Genomic DNA, 16,416 nt, shown 5'->3' with positions numbered 1-16,416 from the left:
GTATAGGCGATCTCTCAGCCGAGTAGGGGTATCCGCGCACGTGATAATCACGAGGTTCCGAACTGCCCGCACCGGTAAGCCGACGAATGCGCAGTGGTCGACGCGGTCCGGATGTTGCCCTGGCTGCCGGCAAGCGAGGCGGCCCGTTTCCCGCCGAGCTGTTCGCGCGAGTGGACGAGGTGTACCGGGACGGCATGGCACTGCTCCCCGCCCGACCCCGAAGCGGGATCGCGGGCCAGTTCGGCTGGCTGGGCCGGTGATCGTTCCCCACCGGAGCCCGGTGACCCGGCAGGCGACGTGGTCTTCGACCACGCCCGGATCCGTCCGCGGCTCGCCCTGGACGCCGAGGCGTTCGCCCGCCGCAGGCGGCCTGCGGGGCAGCGGGAGGACCCCAACCATTCCGATCGCGCCAGTTCCGCTGAGACACAACAGGCCGCACGGTCTCAATGGACCTGGCGCAGCCCAGGTCAACGATAGGCTCACGCGTCAACCACGACGAGACAGGACACCGTGGAACGGCGGACCGGGATCGTCCTCGACCGCGTGCGGACTCTGGCCTAAAGCCTTCCCCACTGCACCCGGGGCGGTCCTGCCCCCACTTACGTCACTTTCGTCACTGTGACGAATTGGCCGCGTGTCCGTCCGGTTCGGGGATGACCTGAGGCCGGCGCATCCAGGAGCCCTGCGGGCGGGCCAGCAGGTCGGCGAGCGGTTCCGGGCGGCCGAGGTGGAAGCCCTGGGCGACCCGGACGCCGAGCCGGGCCAGCGCGTCGACCTGGGACGAGCGTTCCACCCACTCGGCCACGACGGACAGCCCGAGGCCGCGCGCGATGTCGACGATTCCCTGTACCAGCACGGTGTCCCGGCTGCCGTAGTCGATGCCCCGGACGAACTCGCCGTCGATCTTGACGCCGGTGATCGGTAACTGTTTCAAGTGGACGAACGAGCCGAAGCCGGCGCCGAAGTCGTCCAGCGAGATCCGGCATCCGTTGGCGCGCAGGCGTTGCGCGAGGCTGCGCGCGGCGTCCAGGTTGGTCACCGCCGCGGTCTCGGTGATCTCGAAGCCGAGCCGGCCGGGCGCGACCCCGGCGGCGGCCAGCCGGTCCAGCACGAACCCGCCGAAGTCCTCGTCCTCCAGCGTGCGGCCGGACACGTTGATGTTGAACCGCAGCCCCGGATACGGGTGGTCGACCAGCGCGTCGATCGCGGTGCCCGCGACCCACCGGTCGATGTCCAACACCAGGTCGCCCCGCTCGGCGGCGGGCAGGAACTCCCCCGGCCCCAGCCCGGGCAGCCGGTCGTCCTCCAGCCGCAGCAACAACTCGTGCCCGACGACGCGCCCGCTGCCCAGCTTCACCATCGGCATCGCGTGCAGCGCGAGGTGCCCGTTGTGCAACGCCGCCCGGACCCGGTCGAGCACCGTCACCCGCAGCGCGGTGTCCATGTAGTGGCCCTGCTCGTACACGGTCACCCGGTTGCGGCCGGCCGCCTTCGACGCGTACAGCGCCAGGTCGGCGTTGGCGAGCACGGCCTGCCAGCTCTCCCCCGAATCGAACTGGGCCACGCCGGCGCTGACCGTCGTGCTCGTCGAGTTGGCCCCGCCGACCAGCGGAACCGTCGCGATGGCGGTGCGCAGCCGGTCGGCCACCTCGAGGGCCTGCTCCTCGTCGGCACCCGGCAGCACCACGGCGAACTCGTCGCCGCCGAGCCGGCCGAGGGTCTGCCCGTCGCTGAGCCGTTCGCGCAGCACGTTGGCCAGCATGGCCATCACCCGGTCGCCGGCCGGGTGCCCGCGCAGGTCGTTGATGTCCTTGAAGTTGTCCAGGTCGAGCAGCAGCAGCGCGCCGGGTCCGCCGAGCGCCAGCTGGTGCTCGAGCGCCCGGGTCAGGGTCCGCCGGTTGGGCAGCCCGGTGAGCGGGTCCTCCTCGGCCATCCGCAGCAGGTCGGTGCGCAGGTCCCCGCCGTCCTCCTGGCTCCGCCAGCAGGTGATGTCGATGACCCGGTAGAGCAGCCGCCCCTCGGTCAGCGCCGTGCACCGGATGTCCAGCCAGGCCGGCTCGTCCTCGACACCGTCGGTGCCACTCGGGCGGAACGGGACGACGACCCCGGGGTGCGGCGCCTCGGGAGCGCCGGGAAGCAGCGCGGGCAGCGACCGGTCGACGCCCTGCTCGGCGGTGAGCCCGACCAGCTGGGCCATGACCCGGTTCAGCCAGCGGACCCGGCCCCGCTGGTCGGTGACCGCGAACGCGGCGTCCGTCGCGTCCAGCACCTCAGCCAGCGCGGGGCTGTCAGTGCTCATGCGGTCACCCTTGGCCGTCGTCGACACCACGATGTGCAGGAGAGGCTACTGGACAAACACAGGTCAGCGCAGCCGCTCAAGGTCGGCCGCAGTCTTGATCACGTGCGCGGCGAGGTCGCGCAGCTCACCCGGACCGGCGCCGTCCCCAGCCGCGGTGGCGACGTCCTCCGCCGCACAGCGCAACTGGAACAGCCGATCTTGCAGGTCAGCGAGCTCGGTCGGGGACAGCACCACGGCGTCCTCGGGCAGCCCGCCGCGCTGGACCGCCGCGCGCCGCTCGTAGGCCCGCTGCCGGCAGGCCTGGGCGCAGTACCGCCGGGGCCGGCCGACCTTCCCGCCGGCCCGGCCGTCGTCGGCCAGCCGGGCGCCGCACCAGCCGCAGTGCCGGGCCGGTAGGGGTCGCCGGAAACCCGCGGGGGGATCGAACAGTGCCGCCATGACGGAAAGTTACAACCTCGCCGAGGCGGGCCGGGTGCCGCCACGCCGCCGCCCGGTCCAACAGCGAGCCGGCGAGCGACACTCGGCCGACACCGCGCATGCACCCGCGGGTCCCGCCGGTCAGGCAGACTCGACCCCATGACGGTGGACCACGCCTTTCTCGCCGGCCCGTATCCGCGCGCGTTCGTCCACCGGGGCTGGCATGCCGACGACCTGGACGGCATGGAGAACTCGCTGACCGCGTTCCGCCGCGCGGTCGCCGAGGGTTACCGCTACCTGGAGACCGATGTGCACGCCACCAGCGACGGTGTCGTGGTGGTGCACCACGACGCGGCGCTGGACCGGACCACGGACGGTTCGGGGCCGATCGCGGCACTCCCCTGGAGCACCGTGCGCCAGGCGCGGATCGGCGGCCGGGAGCCGGTCGCGCGGCTGACCGACCTGCTGGAGGAACTGCCCGGGGCGCTGCTCAACATCGACGTGAAGACCGACGCCGCCGTTGGGCCGCTGGTGGACACACTGCGCCGGGCCGGGGCACTGCACCGGGTGTGTGTGGCGTCCTTCTCCGAGGCGCGGCTGGCCCGGGTGCGCCGGCTGGCCGGCCCGGACGTGCTCACCTCGATGGGCACCGGAGCGATCGCCCGGTTGTGGATGTCCGGGCGGCTGCCCGCGGTGTTGTTCCGCAACACCGGGCGCGTGCGCCTCGCCCAGGTGCCGGTGCGCCAGGGCCGGCTCACGGTGGTGGACAAGCGGCTGATCGCCACTGCCCGCCGGCGCGGCATCGAGGTGCACGTGTGGACCATCGACGACGCGCCGCGCATGCACGAACTGCTCGACCTCGGCGTGGACGGGATCATGACCGACCGCCCCGGGGTGCTGCGCGATGTCCTGGTCGAGCGTGGGGTGTGGGCCTCCTCTCACTAGGGCACGGCGGCAAGTACAGTCCGCGTGCCGGCGGTGGGCCGGGATGGCGCGCGTGGAGGTCGGCATGAGTGTGGTGGACGGCGAGCGGACCGCGGAGGACGCGGCGCAGCGCCGGCGGGAGCAGACCGGTTGGGTCTGGTACGACTGGGCCAACTCGGTGCTGCCGACCTCGGTGACGACGGTGTTCGGCGCGCTGTACCTGACCGCGGTCGCGGCCCAGGCGGCGATGGCCGACACCGCGCACAACGGTCCCAACGCCTGCCCGATGGACGCCGAGGGCAACCGGGACAAGCTGCGCGACTGCGACATCAGCGTGCTCGGGGTGCATCTGCCGGCCGGTTCCTTATGGGGCTACCTGCTCGCCTTCGCCACCGTGATCCAGGTGCTGGTCGTGCCGCTGATGGGCGCCATCGCCGACCGGACCCAGAACAAGAAGCGCATGCTCGGCATCTTCGCCTTCGGCGGGGCCACCGCGACCGCCCTGATGGCGCTGGTCGCCGGGTCCAACTGGGGCCTGGGCGTGCTGCTGTTCGTGCTGGCCAACGTCGGCTACGGCACCTCGGTGGCGATCTACTACTCGTTCATCCCGGACATCGCCACGGCCGACGAGCGGGACGGGCTGAGCACCCGCGGCTGGGCGTTCGGCTACCTGGGCAGCGTCCTGTGCCTGCTGCTGCAGTTGGTGATCTACCTCTACCGCGAGGATCTGGGCGTCTCCGAGGGTGACGCGGCGCGCCTGGCGTTCCTGATGTCCGGCGTGTGGTGGGCGGCGTTCACCCTGATCCCGCTGCGCCGGCTGCGCCAGCACCAGCCTCCGCACGGCGCCGAGCACGGCGGTTCGGTGGTCACCGCCGGGTTCCGCGAACTGCGGGACACCCTGAAGGCCGCCCGGGCCTACCCGCTCACCCTGGCCTTCCTGGGCACGTACCTGATCTACACCGACGGCATCGCCACGGTCGCCAACGTCTCGGCGCAGTACGGCAGCGAGGAGTTGGGGTTCGCCGCCGACGTGCTGATCACCACCATCCTGATCGTGCAGTTCGTGGCCTTCTTCGGCGGGGTGCTGCACGGTCTGGTGGCCCGGCGGCTCGGCGCCAAGAAGACGATCATGCTCAGCCTGTGCGTGTGGGTCGTGGTGATCGGTGCGGCCTACTTCGTGCCGGCCGGCGAACCGCTGCAGTTCTACGCGCTGGCCGCGGGCATCGGCCTGGTGCTCGGCGGCACCAACGCGCTGTCCCGGTCGCTGTTCAGCCAGATGGTGCCGCGCGGCAAGGAGGCCCAGTACTTCTCGGTGTACGAGGTCGGCGAGCGGGCGACGTCGTGGATGGGTCCACTGCTGTTCGCCGCGATGGCGCAGATCACCGGCTCCTACCGGCCGGCGATCATCTCGCTGGTGGTCTTCTTCTTCGCCGGGCTGGTGCTGATGTACTTCGTGCCGGTGCGCCGGGCGATCCGGGCGGTCGGCAACCCCGAGCCGGCGGTGTTGTGAAAAGCGACCTTCCGTAGGCCCGATGCCGGATCACCGGGGCTGCTACGTTCCGTGAGCGGCTTCGGTCCCCCACCCGCGCCCACCAGCCGATCTACCGGCGAAGATGCGACGTGGGACACACCGGAGCAGCCATCCTGCCGAATGTCATCCCCCATGCGGAGGATGTCCGCCTGCTGATTGCTCGAAGCTGCGTCACGATGATGAGCAAACTCTGTCCGAAAGGAGGAAGCTGTTGTTGAGGGGTGAAACATGTCACCCTGAGCAACGATACTTCGGCAGGCGGGAACGAACGGGCCGCTTGTGCCGTTGCTCTAGGTGAGCGCCGCCCTGGCTCGGCGACGAGCCTAACGAAAGGAACCGCCATGGCCGACAGAGTTCTCCGGGGAAGCCGGCTTGGCGCGGTCAGTTATGAGACTGACCGTAATCACGACCTCGCACCGCGTCGAACAGTACGCTACGCCTGCCCGAAGGGCCACGAATTCGAGGTTCCCTTCTCCGATGACGCCGAGGTTCCCTCGGTGTGGGAATGCCGCTTGCACGGCACCGAGTCGAAGATGATCGACGGGTCCGAGCCGGAGCCGAAGAAGAGCAAGCCGCCGCGCACGCACTGGGACATGCTGCTCGAGCGCCGGTCGATTCCCGAGCTCGAGGACCTGCTCTCCGAGCGCCTGCAGGAGCTGAAGGGTCGACGCAGCCGTTCCGCCTGAGGAACGGCGCTGAGCCGACGGCCGCCCGGGTCCCGCCGGGCGGCCGTCTTTCTGCACCCACCCGCAGAACGACGCGCACCCGCCAACTTGAACGCGGATCACGCTGCGGAAGGGGCGTCCGGATCACGGACAATGATCGTCATGGCGAGCGTGTACTCGATGACCCGGGTTGCCCAAGGCCCGTTGTTGTTCGTGGCCGGTCAGACCCCGGCGATGCCCGGCGGCCAGGTGCCGCCGGGCGCCGGACCGCAGACCCGGGTGGTGCTGGACAAGATCGCGGCCCTGCTGGCCGAGCACGGCGCCGGCTGGCCGCAGGTCGTCAAGCTCACCTACTACCTGCGTGACCTCGCCGACCTCGACGCGGTCCGCGCGGCCCTGCTCGAACGGCTGCCCGAGCCACGCCCGACCGCGACCCTGGTCGAGATCAGCGGGCTGGTCGACGAGCGGTTCCTGGTCGAGATCGACGCGGTGGCCGACCTCGGTTAGCTCTTCGGGCGCACCAGCGAGCGCACCTGGTGGGCGCGCCGGCGCAGGCCCCACTTGGTGACCCGGATCAGCGCCTCGCGGACGATGGGGCCGCTCATCTTCGACTCGCCGATCTCCCGCTCGGTGAAGGTGATGGGCACCTCGACCACGGTGAACCCGGCCTCGACGGTCCGTAACGCCAGGTCGATCTGGAAGCAGTAGCCCTGCGAGGCCACGTTGCCGAGCTTGAGCTTCTCCAGGACCTCACGGCGGTAGGCCCGGTACCCGGCGGTGATGTCCTTGATCCGCGCGCCGAGCGCGATCCGCGAGTACAGGTTCGCGCCGCGGGAGAAGAACTCGCGGTGCTTGGGCCAGTTGACCACCGTGCCGCCCGGCACGTACCGGGAGCCGATCACCAGGTCGGCGTCGGTCAGCGCGTCGAGCATCCGGGGCAGGTCCTCGGGGGCGTGCGAGCCGTCGGCGTCCATCTCCACCAGCACGGCGTAGTCGTGCTCGATGCCCCAGTTGAAGCCGGCCACGTAGGCGGTGCCCAGACCGCCCTTGCCGGAGCGGTGCAGCACGTGCACCCGCTCGTCGGAAGCCGCCAGCTTGTCGGCCACCTCGCCGGTGCCGTCCGGGCTGCCGTCGTCGACCACCAGGACGTGCGCGTTCGGCAGGGCCGCGTGCAGCCGGGTGACCGCCTTCGGCAGGTTCTCCCGCTCGTTGTAGGTGGGGATCACCACCAGCACCGGCTCGAGCGCGTCCGTCATTCGTGTTCCTCCTTGTCGGCGCCTGCGCGCCGGTCCCCGACCGTTGTTTCGTTGCGACTGCTCCGGGGGCGACTGCTCCGGGGGTGACGGCGCCGCACGACGAGCGCGACGGCCAGTGCGGCCAGCCCGGCGACGACCATCACCCACTCGGGCAGTGCGCCGAGTCGATCTGACAGCGTAGTCGTTGCCTTCAGCGGCACGCGCTCGACCAGGGCACCGGGCGTGAACATGCCGGTCCGCTGGCTGACCGAGCCGTCCGGCCGCACGATCGCGCTGACCCCGCTGGTGGCCGCGACCACCACCGCCCGGCCGTGCTCCACGGCCCGGACCCGGTCCATGGCCAGCTGCTGGTAGGTCATCTCGGTGTAACCGAACGTGGCGTTGTTGGTCGGCACCGCGAGCAGGTTGGAGCCGTTTTCCACGTTCTCACGCACCAGGCCGTCGAAGGCCACCTCGTAGCAGGTCGCCATGGCCAGCCGGGCTCCGCCGGCGTTGAACACGGTCGGCGTGTCCCCCGGCACGAACCGGCCGGCCCGGTCGACCTCCTTGGTGAACAGGCGGAAGAACGACCGGTACGGCATGGTCTCGCCGAACGGCTGGAGCTGGCGCTTGGTGTAGTAGTCGACCGGGCCGCGCTGCGGGTCCCACAGGATCATCGTGTTGCGCGGCAGCCGGTCGGCGCCCTGCATGACGCCGCCGACCACGATCGGCACCCCGATCGCCCGGGCCGCCCGGTCGATCACCGCGCGCGCGTCGGCGTTGCGCAGCGGGTCGATGTCGGAGGAGTTCTCCGGCCAGATCACCAGATCCGGTTGTGCCGCCCGGCCGGCACGCACGTCGTCGGCAAGCTGTTCGGTGCGCCGGGCGTGGTTGTCCAGCACGGCCCGGCGCTGGGCGTTGAAGTCCAGGCCGGCCCGCGGCACGTTGCCCTGGATCGCCGCGACGGTGACCTCGCCGGCGTCCGGCGCGGTGGACACCAGCGGGATGGCGGCGAGCCCGGCCAGCAGCGGCAGCACCAGCGCGACGGCCGGGCCGGCGAGCCGGCGTCCGGACCGCTGGCCGGCACGCAGCCGGTGCACCAGTTCGGCGGCGCCGAACCCGGTCAGGGCCACGGCGAAGCCGATCAGCGGGGCGCCGCCCACCGCGGCCAGCGGCAGGTAGAGCCCGTCCGGCTGGCCGAACGCGATCTTGCCCCAGGGGAAGCCGCCGAACGGCACCACCGAGCGCAGCGCCTCGCCGCACACCCAGATCAGCGCGGCCCACAGTGGCGCGCCGGGCAGCGCCGACACCAGCACGATGGCGGCGCAGGCCAGGCCGACGAACACCGACTCGGCCGCGCTGAGCGGAAGCCAGGCGACCGGGCCGACGAACTCGCCGGTCCAGGCCAGCAGCGGGGTGAAATAGGCCATACCGGCGAGCAGGCCGTAACCGAACCCGGCGCGGGCCCGGGTGGTCGAGCGCAGCACCAGGCCGAGCACGGCGAACCCGAGCGGCGCGAGCCACCAGGTCGGGCGGGGCGGGATCGCGAGATAGAGCAGCGCGCCGGCGGCGCAGGCGAGCAGGCAGCGCAGCAGGACCGGCACGGCACGGCGCGGTCGCGCGTCGCCGGCAGGAGGGTCGAGGGGAGCGTCCGGCTCGGACGACACCGTGGGGGCTGCCACCTGCCCAGGTTACGTGCCGGCCCGGCGGGCGCTCACTCCTCCTCGGCGCTGAGCAGCCGCTTGACCACCTTGCCGGTGGCGTTGCGCGGCAGGTCGTCGAGGAAGACCACGTCGCGGGGCACGGCGAAGCGGGGCAGGTGGTCGTGCACGTAGTTGCGCACCGTCGTGGCGTCGAGCCGGCTGCCCTCCCGCACCGCGATGTAGGCGGCGAACCGCTGGCCGAACTCGCGGTCCGGCACTCCGACCACGGCCACGTCCAGCACGCCCGGCAGGGTCAGCAGCAGCTCCTCGACCGGTCGGGGGAAGACGTTCTCCCCACCCGAGATGATCATGTCGTCGTCCCGGCCGGAGACGAACAGCCGGCCGTCGGCGTCCAGGTAGCCGATGTCGCCGGTGACCATGAGCTGGTCGTGGACCTCGCTGGTGGTGCCGTTGGTGTAGCCCTCGAACAGCATGTCGTTGCCGACCGCGATGCGGCCGACCACGCCGGGCGGCACCGGCCGGCCGCGCGTGTCGAGGATGCCCACCCGGGTGCCGATCGGGCACCGGCCGGCCGTGGTGGGCGCGGCGCGCAGGTCGGCCGGGTCGGCGATGCTGGCCCAGGACACCTCGGTCGAGCCGTAGAGGTTGTAGAGCACGTCGCCGAAGGCGTTCAGGAACGCGGTCACGAACGGCCCGGGCAGCGCCGAGCCGCTGCTCGCCACCACGCGCAGCGACGAGGTCCGGTACTGCCGGCGGGCCGGTTCGGGCAGGTCGAGGATGCGTTGCAGCATGATCGGCACCGCGAACATCGACGTGCAGCGTTCCCGGTCGATCGTGGCCAGCGTGGTCGCCGGGTCGAACCGGCGGTGCAGCACCAGGGTCGCGTGCAACGCCATGCCGAGCTGCAGGGCGGCCAGGCCCCAGGTGTGGAACAGCGGCGCGGCGACCAGCGTGCGCTCCCCCGCGCGCAGCGGGATCCGGGACAGCAGCGCGGCGGCGGTGCTGAACCCGCGCGGGTTGCGCCGCTTGGCGCCCTTGGGCGCGCCGGTGGTTCCGGACGTCAGCACGATCACCTTGCCGGCCAGGGCCGGCGGCTTGAGCTGTCGAGATGTCGATTTGTCGATAAGGCTATGAATGCTGGTCTCGCCGGCCTGGGTGCTCCAGGTGGAGACCCAGGGCAGCGAGGTCGGCAGGCGGTAGAACAGCGGCGCGAACTCGTCGTCGCCGAGCAGCACCGCCGGCCGGTGCCCGGTGATCACCGCCTTGACCTGGTCGGCGGACAGGCCGGTGTTGAGCAGCAGCACGTCCGCGCCGAGCTTGCCGCAGGCCACCACCGCCTCCACGAAACCCGCGTGGTTGCGGCACATCAGCGCCACCCGCCGGCCCTGGCGCACCCCGAGGCCGGCCAACCCGTTGGCCAGCCTGGTGGTTCGCTGGTCCAGTTCGGCGAAGGTCAGCCTGCGCCGCTCGTCGATCACGGCGACCTGGTCCGGGTGCCGCACGGCGTTGGCCCGGTATCCGCCCGCGATCGTCATGCCCCACTTGGCCAACGCGTTGACCTGACGGAGCACCTTGTCCGGGCGGCCGGGCTTGAGCACCCCGGCACGGACCAGGGTGGTGGCGACCGCCATCGAGGACTGCGACTGGGCGGTCTGGTCGAGCCCGGTGCGGGTCATGGTCAGCGCCCGCCCGGACAGATGGTGGTCGATGAGCCCCAGCGCCTCCTTGACCCGCCGGCGCAACCACGACCCGGTCAGGCCGGTGCCGGCGGTCAGCACGTCCGGAATGGACAGCGTGACCTGCACCTCGGTCCGGGCGCGCTGCGCGGCGGCGAACCGGATCGACAGGTGGCCGCCCTGCCAGCGCGGGCTGACCAGGACCAGATGTTCCCGGGGGCGGTAGACCAGGATCTCCACCTCGTCCTGCGCCGTCCCCGCGCCGTCGACGGAGTACCGCACGCGGTAACGGGTTCCGGCGCCGACGGCGCCCGAGCCGATCTGCTCGGTCCAGGTCACCTCCCGGACGAACCTCGGGTACAGCCCCGGGTCGCCCAGCACCTCCCAGATGCCGTCCGGTGGGTGGGCGAGCAGCTTGACGACCTCGACCAGCTCCGTAGACATGCGGACCCCGTCCCGTTGCCAGTCCCCCATCATTGGTGCCCCGGTTCAGGGTTTGTTAGCAGGATTGCGCCATTCGGAGCAAGATCGGGGTTCCACCATGTGGGAAATGGTGTGCGGGCAACACGTCGGGAAACCCGGGTCCGGCAGTGCCGGACCCGGGTCCCATACCTGCGCTGACCTCAGCCGGCCGCCACCGGCTCGGCCTTCTCGGCACTGGGGGCGGGCGGCGGGCTGTCGGGTTCGTCACCATGACCCGGCCACCAGGCCTTGTGGCCCAGCAGCGCGGTGATGCTGGGCACCAGGAACATCGCCATGACGAACGCCGAGATCAGGATGCCGATGGATACCGCGAAGCCCATCTCCATCAGGAACGAGATTCCGGCCAGCAGCATCGAGGCGAACGTCCCGGCCAGGATCAGCCCGGCCGCACCGATCGACGGGCCGCCGTGCTCGACGGCCAGGTCGGCCGCGGTGTGCGGATCGTTGCCCTCCCTGGCTTCCTCGCGCAACCGCGCGATCATGAGGATGTTGTAGTCGGTGCCGATCGCCACGACGAACAGGTACAGGATGATCGGCAGCGAGAACGACACACCGGCCTGCCCGCCCAGCCCCACGAACGCGATCACCGTGGCGCCCAGCGTGCTGAAGAACCCGAGCACCACGGCCAGCATCAGGTAGACCGGGGCGACCAGGCTGCGCAGCAGCAGGCCCAGGATCACCATGATGAGCAGGCCGGCCACCGGGAAGATCACCGCGAGGTCCCGGTTGTTGGCCGCCCGGACGTCGGCGAAGATCGACGTCGATCCGCCGACCAGGGCCGTCGTGCCGTCCGGGGCGGCGTCGTGGGCGACCGTGCGCAACCGGTCCCCGACCAGGTCCAGCGCCTCGGAGGTGTACGGCCGGTTGGCCAGCAGCAGGTCGACCTTGGCCACCGTGCCGTCGTCGTTGAGCGCGGCCGGCTTGCCGTCCGGGCCGGGCATCACCCCGCCGATGCCGGGCACCTTGCCCAGCTCGCCGGCGAACCGGGCAAGCTGGTCGGCGTCCAGCGCCCGGCCGTTGTCGCTGCGGACGTAGACCGAGGTCGGGTTGAGCGCGCCGGCCGGGAACCCGGACTGCAGGTCCGCGAAGCCTTCCGAGGACTCGGTTCCGCTCGGGAGCTGGCTGGACTGGTCGTAGTCGGTCTTGAACCCGAGCATGCCCAGCGCGAGCACGACCATCAGGCCACCCGAGACCAGCGCGACCAGACCGGGCCGGCGGCCGGTGATCTTGCCCAACCGCTGGAAGGTCGTCCCCTTCGGGGTGCGCTGCCAGGACTTCGACGGCCAGAACACCTTGGTGCCCAACAGGGACACCACGGCCGGGATGAGCGTCACCACCGCGAGCGCCATCAGCGCCACCGCGATCGACAGGCCCGGGCCGAAGCTGCGGAACCCGCCGAAGACGGCCAGCAGCAGCGCGCTGAACGCGATGATGATGGCGGCGGCCGCGGAGACGATCACCTCGCTGATCCGGGTCAGCGCGTTGACCAGGGCCAACTTCGGGTCTTCGCCGGCGCGCAGCCGTTCCCGGTAGCGGAACAGCAGGAACACGATGTAGTCGGTGCCGATGCCGTACAGCACGATGGTCAGCAGGATCTGCAGCGACTGGTCCACCTGGAAGTTGAACGCCTTGGCGCTCCACGCGATCAGGCCGGGCGCGATCGCGGTGACCAGACCGACGGTGAACACCGGCAGCACCGCCGCGACCGGGCTGCGGTACATCAACGCCAGCAGCGCGATGATCAGCACGATGGTGGCGAACCCGACGATCACGAACGCGTCCTCGAAGGCGTCCTGGTTGTCGGCGAACATCGCCACGTCCCCGGTGACCGACATCTTCAGCCCGGTGCCGTCGACCACCGGCCGGGCGGCGTCGCGGATCTTCGTCACCGCCTCGAGCAGCTTGGGGTCGTCCCCGACGCCCTGCAGGCCGACGCTGACCAACTGCACCTTCTTGTTGGGCGAGACCGCCTGCGGGCCGGTCAGCGCGGCGGTGACCCGCTCGATCCGGGCGTCCTGCACCTTCTGCGCGATCTCGGCGGCCTTGGCCTGGTCGGCCTCGGACAGCGGCGCGTCGTCGGCGCGCTTGACCACGATGGTGGCGCTGGACTCGTTGCCGCGGCCGAAAGCCTGCTCGGCAAGTTGGATGGCCTGCACGGACTCGTAGTCACTGGGCAGGAAGTTGCTCTGGTCCTGGACCGTCACGTCCTTGAGCGTGGGCGCGAAGGCCACGATCGCGATGGTGGCGAGCACCCAGGCCGCGATCACCTTCCAGGGGTTGTAGACGACAAATCGGGCCAACCGTTCGAACATCGAGTTCCTCCCCGCAACGATGCCTACTTACTTGCCGCACGGTAAGTAAGATCAAACGGTACCGCACGTGCGGATCGAAACGTAGCGTGGGGCACCTGAGAAGATGTTCAGCACGAGGAGGTGCGCTGGTGGCCAGTGACACGCGCGATGCCATTCGGGGCGTCGCTGTGGAGCTGTTCTCCAGGCACGGGTACGAGAAGACCAGCCTGCGCGAGATCGCCGAGCAACTCGGCATGACCAAGGCCGCGCTGTACTACCACTACCCGTCCAAGCAGGCGCTGCTGATGGCGCTGATCGAGCCGCTGATCGAGAACTGGAAGGCGGTGTCGGACCGGACGGTCGGCCTGCCGCTCACCGAGGCCAACGTCGCGCAGATCCTCGGCGACTGCCTCGACGTGCTGCTCGGGCACCGGGCCATCGCCGGGATGTTCAGCAGGGACGCGCCGGCCATGTTCGAGGCGATCGGTCCGTTCTACCAGGACCTGATGGATCTCACCCAGCGCCTGCACACCTGGCTGGCCGGACCGCACCCGTCCACCGCCGACCGGATCCGCGCCGTGGCCGCCACCGAGGTGCTCGGCTCCGCCCTCGGCTGGAGTCCCACGATCGCCGAGGTTCCCGACCACGAGTTGCGCGCCGTCCTGCTCGACGCGGCCATCACCGTCCTGGGCACCCCCGGTTGACCGGGCTCAGGACAACGTGCGGACCAGGTACTCGGTGCCGACCGTCGGGTCGCTCTCCAGCGGCTCGCGCTCGCCGGTCGGGCTGAACCCGTTGCGCAGGAACAGCTTGCGGGCCGCGTCGTTGCCGTCCGCGACCCGCAGCTCGACCCGGTCGTGGCCGTGCTCCCGGGCCCAGGCCAGCACCTCGGCCACCAGCGCGTCGCCCACCCCCTGACCGCGCAGGGTGGGCGCCACCCACGCCGCGATCAGCTGCACCTGGCCGGTCCCCGGGGTGTACGCGCCGATCGCTCCCACCGTGTCCGGTCCGGACACCGCGACGGCGGTCATGCCGTTGTCCGGGGCGAGCCGAGCGCGCCAGGTCGCCTCGTCGAACTCCCGCTCCCGGGCCAGCGTCGACCCGTAGGCATAGGGCGCGTCGGCCAGCGACGCCAGCCGCACCTCCCGCCAGACCCGCCAGTCGTCCGGCCCCAGCCGTCGCACGATCACGGAATCACCCGGTAATGCGTGGTCAGCCGGCCATCGTCGTCGAGAATGTGGAAGGCGACGGCGGGCGGCAGGTCGTAGTCGATGTCGGTGTGCTCCCACGGCAGCATGATCGTGCTGACCACACCGGGGGCGACCAGCAGCGGCCGCCCGGCGAAGGTGGTGGCCGCCGGGGTGTGCGCGTGCCCGCACAGCAGCGCGGCGATCCGAGGGTGCCGCTCGAGGATCGCCGCCAGGTTCCGCTCGCCGTGCTGGCGGATCTCGTCGAGCCACGGGACGTGCAGCGGCTGCGGCGGATGGTGGAAGCACAGCAACGCCGGACCATCCGGCCCCCCGCCCAGCGTCGAGTCGATCCAGTCCAGCGTCTCCCGGTCGAGTAACCCGTCGTCGCGCCCCGGGATCGTCGAGTCGCACATCAGGATGCTGACCCCACCCACCCGGTGCACCCGGTTGATCGGCCGCTCGCTCGCCGGCTCCTCCAGCAACACCTCCCGGTAGGCGCCCCGCACGTCGTGGTTCCCGGGACAGATCAGCACCTCGTGCGGCCCCGTCAACACCTTGCGCACCTGCTCGTACTCGGCAGGCAGACCGTGATCAGCCAGATCCCCGGTCACCAGCACCGCAATCTCGCCCGGCAGGCCCGCCAGGTACCGCATCACGCGCTGCGCCCGATCGAAGGCCCGCTCCCCCAGATCGAGATGAATGTCCGAAACATGCGCCAGAACCATCACGTCCCCCACGCTAGCCGCCTGCGCACCGGCCTAAGGTCAGGGCATGCCAGGCAAAGGCCGATGGCCGAAGACCAGCCAGGACAGCGCGCCTGGGGACATGGCGTTGCTCATCATGGAGTGGCTCGCCGAGCAGGGAATCAACGCCCTGCTCAAAGTCGACCCCGTACGCCTGGCGGAGGACGGCCGCCCGTGGACCTTCATCGCGAGCGGCGGCCCCGTGCCTGACTTCGTCCGCGCCGAGGCCGCCACCCCGGAGCTGTGCGTCTCCATGGTGGTGGCCAGGTTGCGCGAAGTCGGCGTGGACGTGCCCTACTGAGCCTCAGGCCGGCCGGGAACCACACCACCCCAACAACCCCCGCCAAGCCGGCGCACCGAACCCCAGCACCGGTCCCGCCGGATCCTTGGAGTCCCGAACCGCCGTAGCCGAGTCGCTGAGCGCCACCTCGACGCAGTCGGTGTTGCCACCTTCGCTATAGCTGCTCTTCCTCCACCTCATCACGCACGCTCCCTCGGTCGTGGTCGTTTGCCAGGACGGCAAGGAACTCCCGAGATTCTCGCCCACTCAGGGCAGCGTTGGCGATGTCTGGCACCAACCGGCAGTAGCCGCTGGTGTACTCCTCGTCTTCGAGGAAAAGCCCAGAGAATTGGGCGGAGAGGTAGACCAGCGGCTTGTGCTGGGCGTAATGCAGCAGCCGGAAGGCCCCGCCGAAAACCTCCCCAGCTGGCACGACACGAATCTCCATGTGTGGCAAGCCATCCAGCAGCATGAGGGCTAGGAGTTGTTCATGCATGGCGGCAGCATCTCCAACCATTAGTCGGAGTGCGTGCTCGTGGAGGAAAAAGGTGAACCGCGCGGCGGCCTGGCGGCGCAGGAGATGTTGACGCTCCAGCCGGGCGCGCACACAGAACTCGACGTTCTCCTCGGCTCGCCAAGGATCCCGGCGAATCATGGCCCGGGCGTACGTCTCGGTCTGGAGCAGGCCGGGCACGACGTTCGGCTCATAGCTCACCGAGGCGATCGCGGTGGACTCGTGATAGACGAGTGAGCGCACCGAGTCCTCCAGGCCCGGCCCGTGTGGGCTGAGCCAGTGGCCGAGCATCAGTTCGGCGTCGTGATAGAGGGCGGTCAGGCTTTGATCTCTGCGGTAGGTTCCGCAGAAGGCCAGGTAGAGGATCAAGTCGACCTCGGAGAGCGCGACCATCCCGGCCTCGATGCGGGAGATCCGCGTGGGGCTCCAGCCGATGTCGTGGGCGAGCTGCGCGCCGCTGAGGCCGGCGGCCTCGCGATACCTACGCAACTCGGCGCCCAGCTC

The 16,416-nt window shown here is 70.7% G+C and carries 16 protein-coding genes; 6 read left to right on the top strand and 10 right to left on the bottom strand.

What is annotated here, in order from left to right:
* Positions 1-613 precede the first annotated feature (613 nt).
* A complete protein-coding gene (locus tag VFO68_RS19700) occupies positions 614-2,299 on the bottom strand; it encodes a putative bifunctional diguanylate cyclase/phosphodiesterase (protein WP_325159797.1) in 1,686 nt (561 codons plus the stop codon).
* A gap of 63 nt (positions 2,300-2,362) precedes the next feature.
* Positions 2,363-2,737 (bottom strand): hypothetical protein, encoded by a 375-nt coding sequence (locus VFO68_RS19695; RefSeq protein ID WP_325159796.1) that lies wholly within the window; start codon positions 2,735-2,737, stop codon positions 2,363-2,365.
* Between the two features lie 138 nt (positions 2,738-2,875).
* Between VFO68_RS19695 and VFO68_RS19690 the strand changes: the two genes are divergently transcribed.
* The 4 genes from VFO68_RS19690 (at position 2,876) to VFO68_RS19675 (ending at position 6,343) form a co-directional block, all read left to right on the top strand.
* On the top strand, positions 2,876-3,661 hold the full coding sequence (locus tag VFO68_RS19690) for a glycerophosphodiester phosphodiesterase (RefSeq protein ID WP_325159795.1): 786 nt from the start codon (positions 2,876-2,878) through the stop codon (positions 3,659-3,661).
* Between the two features lie 64 nt (positions 3,662-3,725).
* Positions 3,726-5,150 (top strand): MFS transporter, encoded by a 1,425-nt coding sequence (locus VFO68_RS19685; RefSeq protein WP_325159794.1) that lies wholly within the window; start codon positions 3,726-3,728, stop codon positions 5,148-5,150.
* A gap of 362 nt (positions 5,151-5,512) precedes the next feature.
* Positions 5,513-5,857 carry an RNA polymerase-binding protein RbpA gene (locus tag VFO68_RS19680; RefSeq protein WP_325159793.1) on the top strand — a complete coding sequence of 115 codons (345 nt, stop codon included), beginning with the start codon at positions 5,513-5,515 and terminating at the stop codon, positions 5,855-5,857.
* Between the two features lie 141 nt (positions 5,858-5,998).
* Positions 5,999-6,343 (top strand): RidA family protein, encoded by a 345-nt coding sequence (locus tag VFO68_RS19675; RefSeq protein WP_325159792.1) that lies wholly within the window; start codon positions 5,999-6,001, stop codon positions 6,341-6,343.
* Here the strand turns inward: VFO68_RS19675 and VFO68_RS19670 are convergent.
* The 4 genes from VFO68_RS19670 to VFO68_RS19655 form a co-directional block, all read right to left on the bottom strand.
* Complete coding sequence (locus VFO68_RS19670) at positions 6,340-7,092, bottom strand: polyprenol monophosphomannose synthase (RefSeq protein ID WP_325159791.1); 753 nt, start codon at positions 7,090-7,092, stop codon at positions 6,340-6,342. The genes VFO68_RS19675 and VFO68_RS19670 overlap by 4 nt on opposite strands.
* Entirely contained in the window at positions 7,089-8,753 is a 1,665-nt protein-coding gene (lnt, locus tag VFO68_RS19665) for an apolipoprotein N-acyltransferase (protein WP_325159790.1), read from the bottom strand. Before lnt ends, VFO68_RS19670 begins: the two co-directional genes overlap by 4 nt.
* Before the next feature lie 32 nt (positions 8,754-8,785).
* Positions 8,786-10,855 (bottom strand): AMP-binding protein, encoded by a 2,070-nt coding sequence (locus VFO68_RS19660; RefSeq protein ID WP_325159789.1) that lies wholly within the window; start codon positions 10,853-10,855, stop codon positions 8,786-8,788.
* A gap of 179 nt (positions 10,856-11,034) precedes the next feature.
* Positions 11,035-13,206: an MMPL family transporter gene (locus tag VFO68_RS19655; protein WP_325159788.1), complete on the bottom strand. Its 2,172-nt coding sequence runs from the start codon at positions 13,204-13,206 to the stop codon at positions 11,035-11,037.
* Positions 13,207-13,334: 128 nt separating this feature from the next.
* On the opposite strand from VFO68_RS19655, the gene VFO68_RS19650 reads away from it, so the two are divergent.
* Positions 13,335-13,889, top strand: coding sequence for a helix-turn-helix domain-containing protein (locus VFO68_RS19650; protein ID WP_325159787.1), 555 nt, complete (start codon positions 13,335-13,337; stop codon positions 13,887-13,889).
* A 6-nt stretch (positions 13,890-13,895) separates the two neighbouring features.
* On the opposite strand, the gene VFO68_RS19645 is transcribed toward VFO68_RS19650, so the two are convergent.
* Positions 13,896-14,375 carry a GNAT family N-acetyltransferase gene (locus tag VFO68_RS19645; protein ID WP_325159786.1) on the bottom strand — a complete coding sequence of 160 codons (480 nt, stop codon included), beginning with the start codon at positions 14,373-14,375 and terminating at the stop codon, positions 13,896-13,898.
* A complete protein-coding gene (locus VFO68_RS19640; RefSeq protein WP_325159798.1) occupies positions 14,372-15,100 on the bottom strand; it encodes a metallophosphoesterase in 729 nt (242 codons plus the stop codon). The genes VFO68_RS19645 and VFO68_RS19640 overlap by 4 nt, the downstream gene beginning before the upstream one ends.
* 46 nt (positions 15,101-15,146) lie before the next feature.
* Between VFO68_RS19640 and VFO68_RS19635 the strand changes: the two genes are divergently transcribed.
* Positions 15,147-15,419, top strand: coding sequence for a hypothetical protein (locus VFO68_RS19635; RefSeq protein WP_325159785.1), 273 nt, complete (start codon positions 15,147-15,149; stop codon positions 15,417-15,419).
* A 3-nt stretch (positions 15,420-15,422) separates the two neighbouring features.
* Here the strand turns inward: VFO68_RS19635 and VFO68_RS19630 are convergent, their stop codons facing one another.
* Both VFO68_RS19630 and VFO68_RS19625 read right to left on the bottom strand, forming a co-directional pair.
* Positions 15,423-15,599 carry a DUF397 domain-containing protein gene (locus tag VFO68_RS19630; protein WP_325159784.1) on the bottom strand — a complete coding sequence of 59 codons (177 nt, stop codon included), beginning with the start codon at positions 15,597-15,599 and terminating at the stop codon, positions 15,423-15,425.
* Positions 15,574-16,416 (bottom strand): helix-turn-helix transcriptional regulator (locus tag VFO68_RS19625; protein WP_325159783.1); only part of this gene is annotated, 843 nt, incomplete at its 5' end. The genes VFO68_RS19625 and VFO68_RS19630, both read right to left, overlap by 26 nt.

It is taken from the genome of Actinophytocola sp., from assembly GCF_035712165.1.
In the GTDB taxonomy this organism is placed as follows: domain Bacteria; phylum Actinomycetota; class Actinomycetes; order Mycobacteriales; family Pseudonocardiaceae; genus DASYTH01.
This window is presented reverse-complemented; position numbering and strand designations above follow the sequence as displayed.

Excerpts from the sequence above, each read along its gene's own strand:
- VFO68_RS19700 (WP_325159797.1), bottom strand. The coding sequence starts at position 2,299 with ATGAGCACTGACAGCCCCGCGCTGGCTGAGGTGCTGGACGCGACGGAC.
- VFO68_RS19695 (WP_325159796.1), bottom strand. The coding sequence starts at position 2,737 with ATGGCGGCACTGTTCGATCCCCCCGCGGGTTTCCGGCGACCCCTACCG.
- VFO68_RS19690 (WP_325159795.1), top strand. The coding sequence starts at position 2,876 with ATGACGGTGGACCACGCCTTTCTCGCCGGCCCGTATCCGCGCGCGTTC.
- VFO68_RS19685 (WP_325159794.1), top strand. The coding sequence starts at position 3,726 with ATGAGTGTGGTGGACGGCGAGCGGACCGCGGAGGACGCGGCGCAGCGC.
- VFO68_RS19680 (WP_325159793.1), top strand. The coding sequence starts at position 5,513 with ATGGCCGACAGAGTTCTCCGGGGAAGCCGGCTTGGCGCGGTCAGTTAT.
- VFO68_RS19675 (WP_325159792.1), top strand. The coding sequence starts at position 5,999 with ATGGCGAGCGTGTACTCGATGACCCGGGTTGCCCAAGGCCCGTTGTTG.
- VFO68_RS19670 (WP_325159791.1), bottom strand. The coding sequence starts at position 7,092 with ATGACGGACGCGCTCGAGCCGGTGCTGGTGGTGATCCCCACCTACAAC.
- VFO68_RS19660 (WP_325159789.1), bottom strand. The coding sequence starts at position 10,855 with ATGTCTACGGAGCTGGTCGAGGTCGTCAAGCTGCTCGCCCACCCACCG.
- VFO68_RS19655 (WP_325159788.1), bottom strand. The coding sequence starts at position 13,206 with ATGTTCGAACGGTTGGCCCGATTTGTCGTCTACAACCCCTGGAAGGTG.
- VFO68_RS19640 (WP_325159798.1), bottom strand. The coding sequence starts at position 15,100 with ATGGTTCTGGCGCATGTTTCGGACATTCATCTCGATCTGGGGGAGCGG.
- VFO68_RS19635 (WP_325159785.1), top strand. The coding sequence starts at position 15,147 with ATGCCAGGCAAAGGCCGATGGCCGAAGACCAGCCAGGACAGCGCGCCT.
- VFO68_RS19630 (WP_325159784.1), bottom strand. The coding sequence starts at position 15,599 with ATGAGGTGGAGGAAGAGCAGCTATAGCGAAGGTGGCAACACCGACTGC.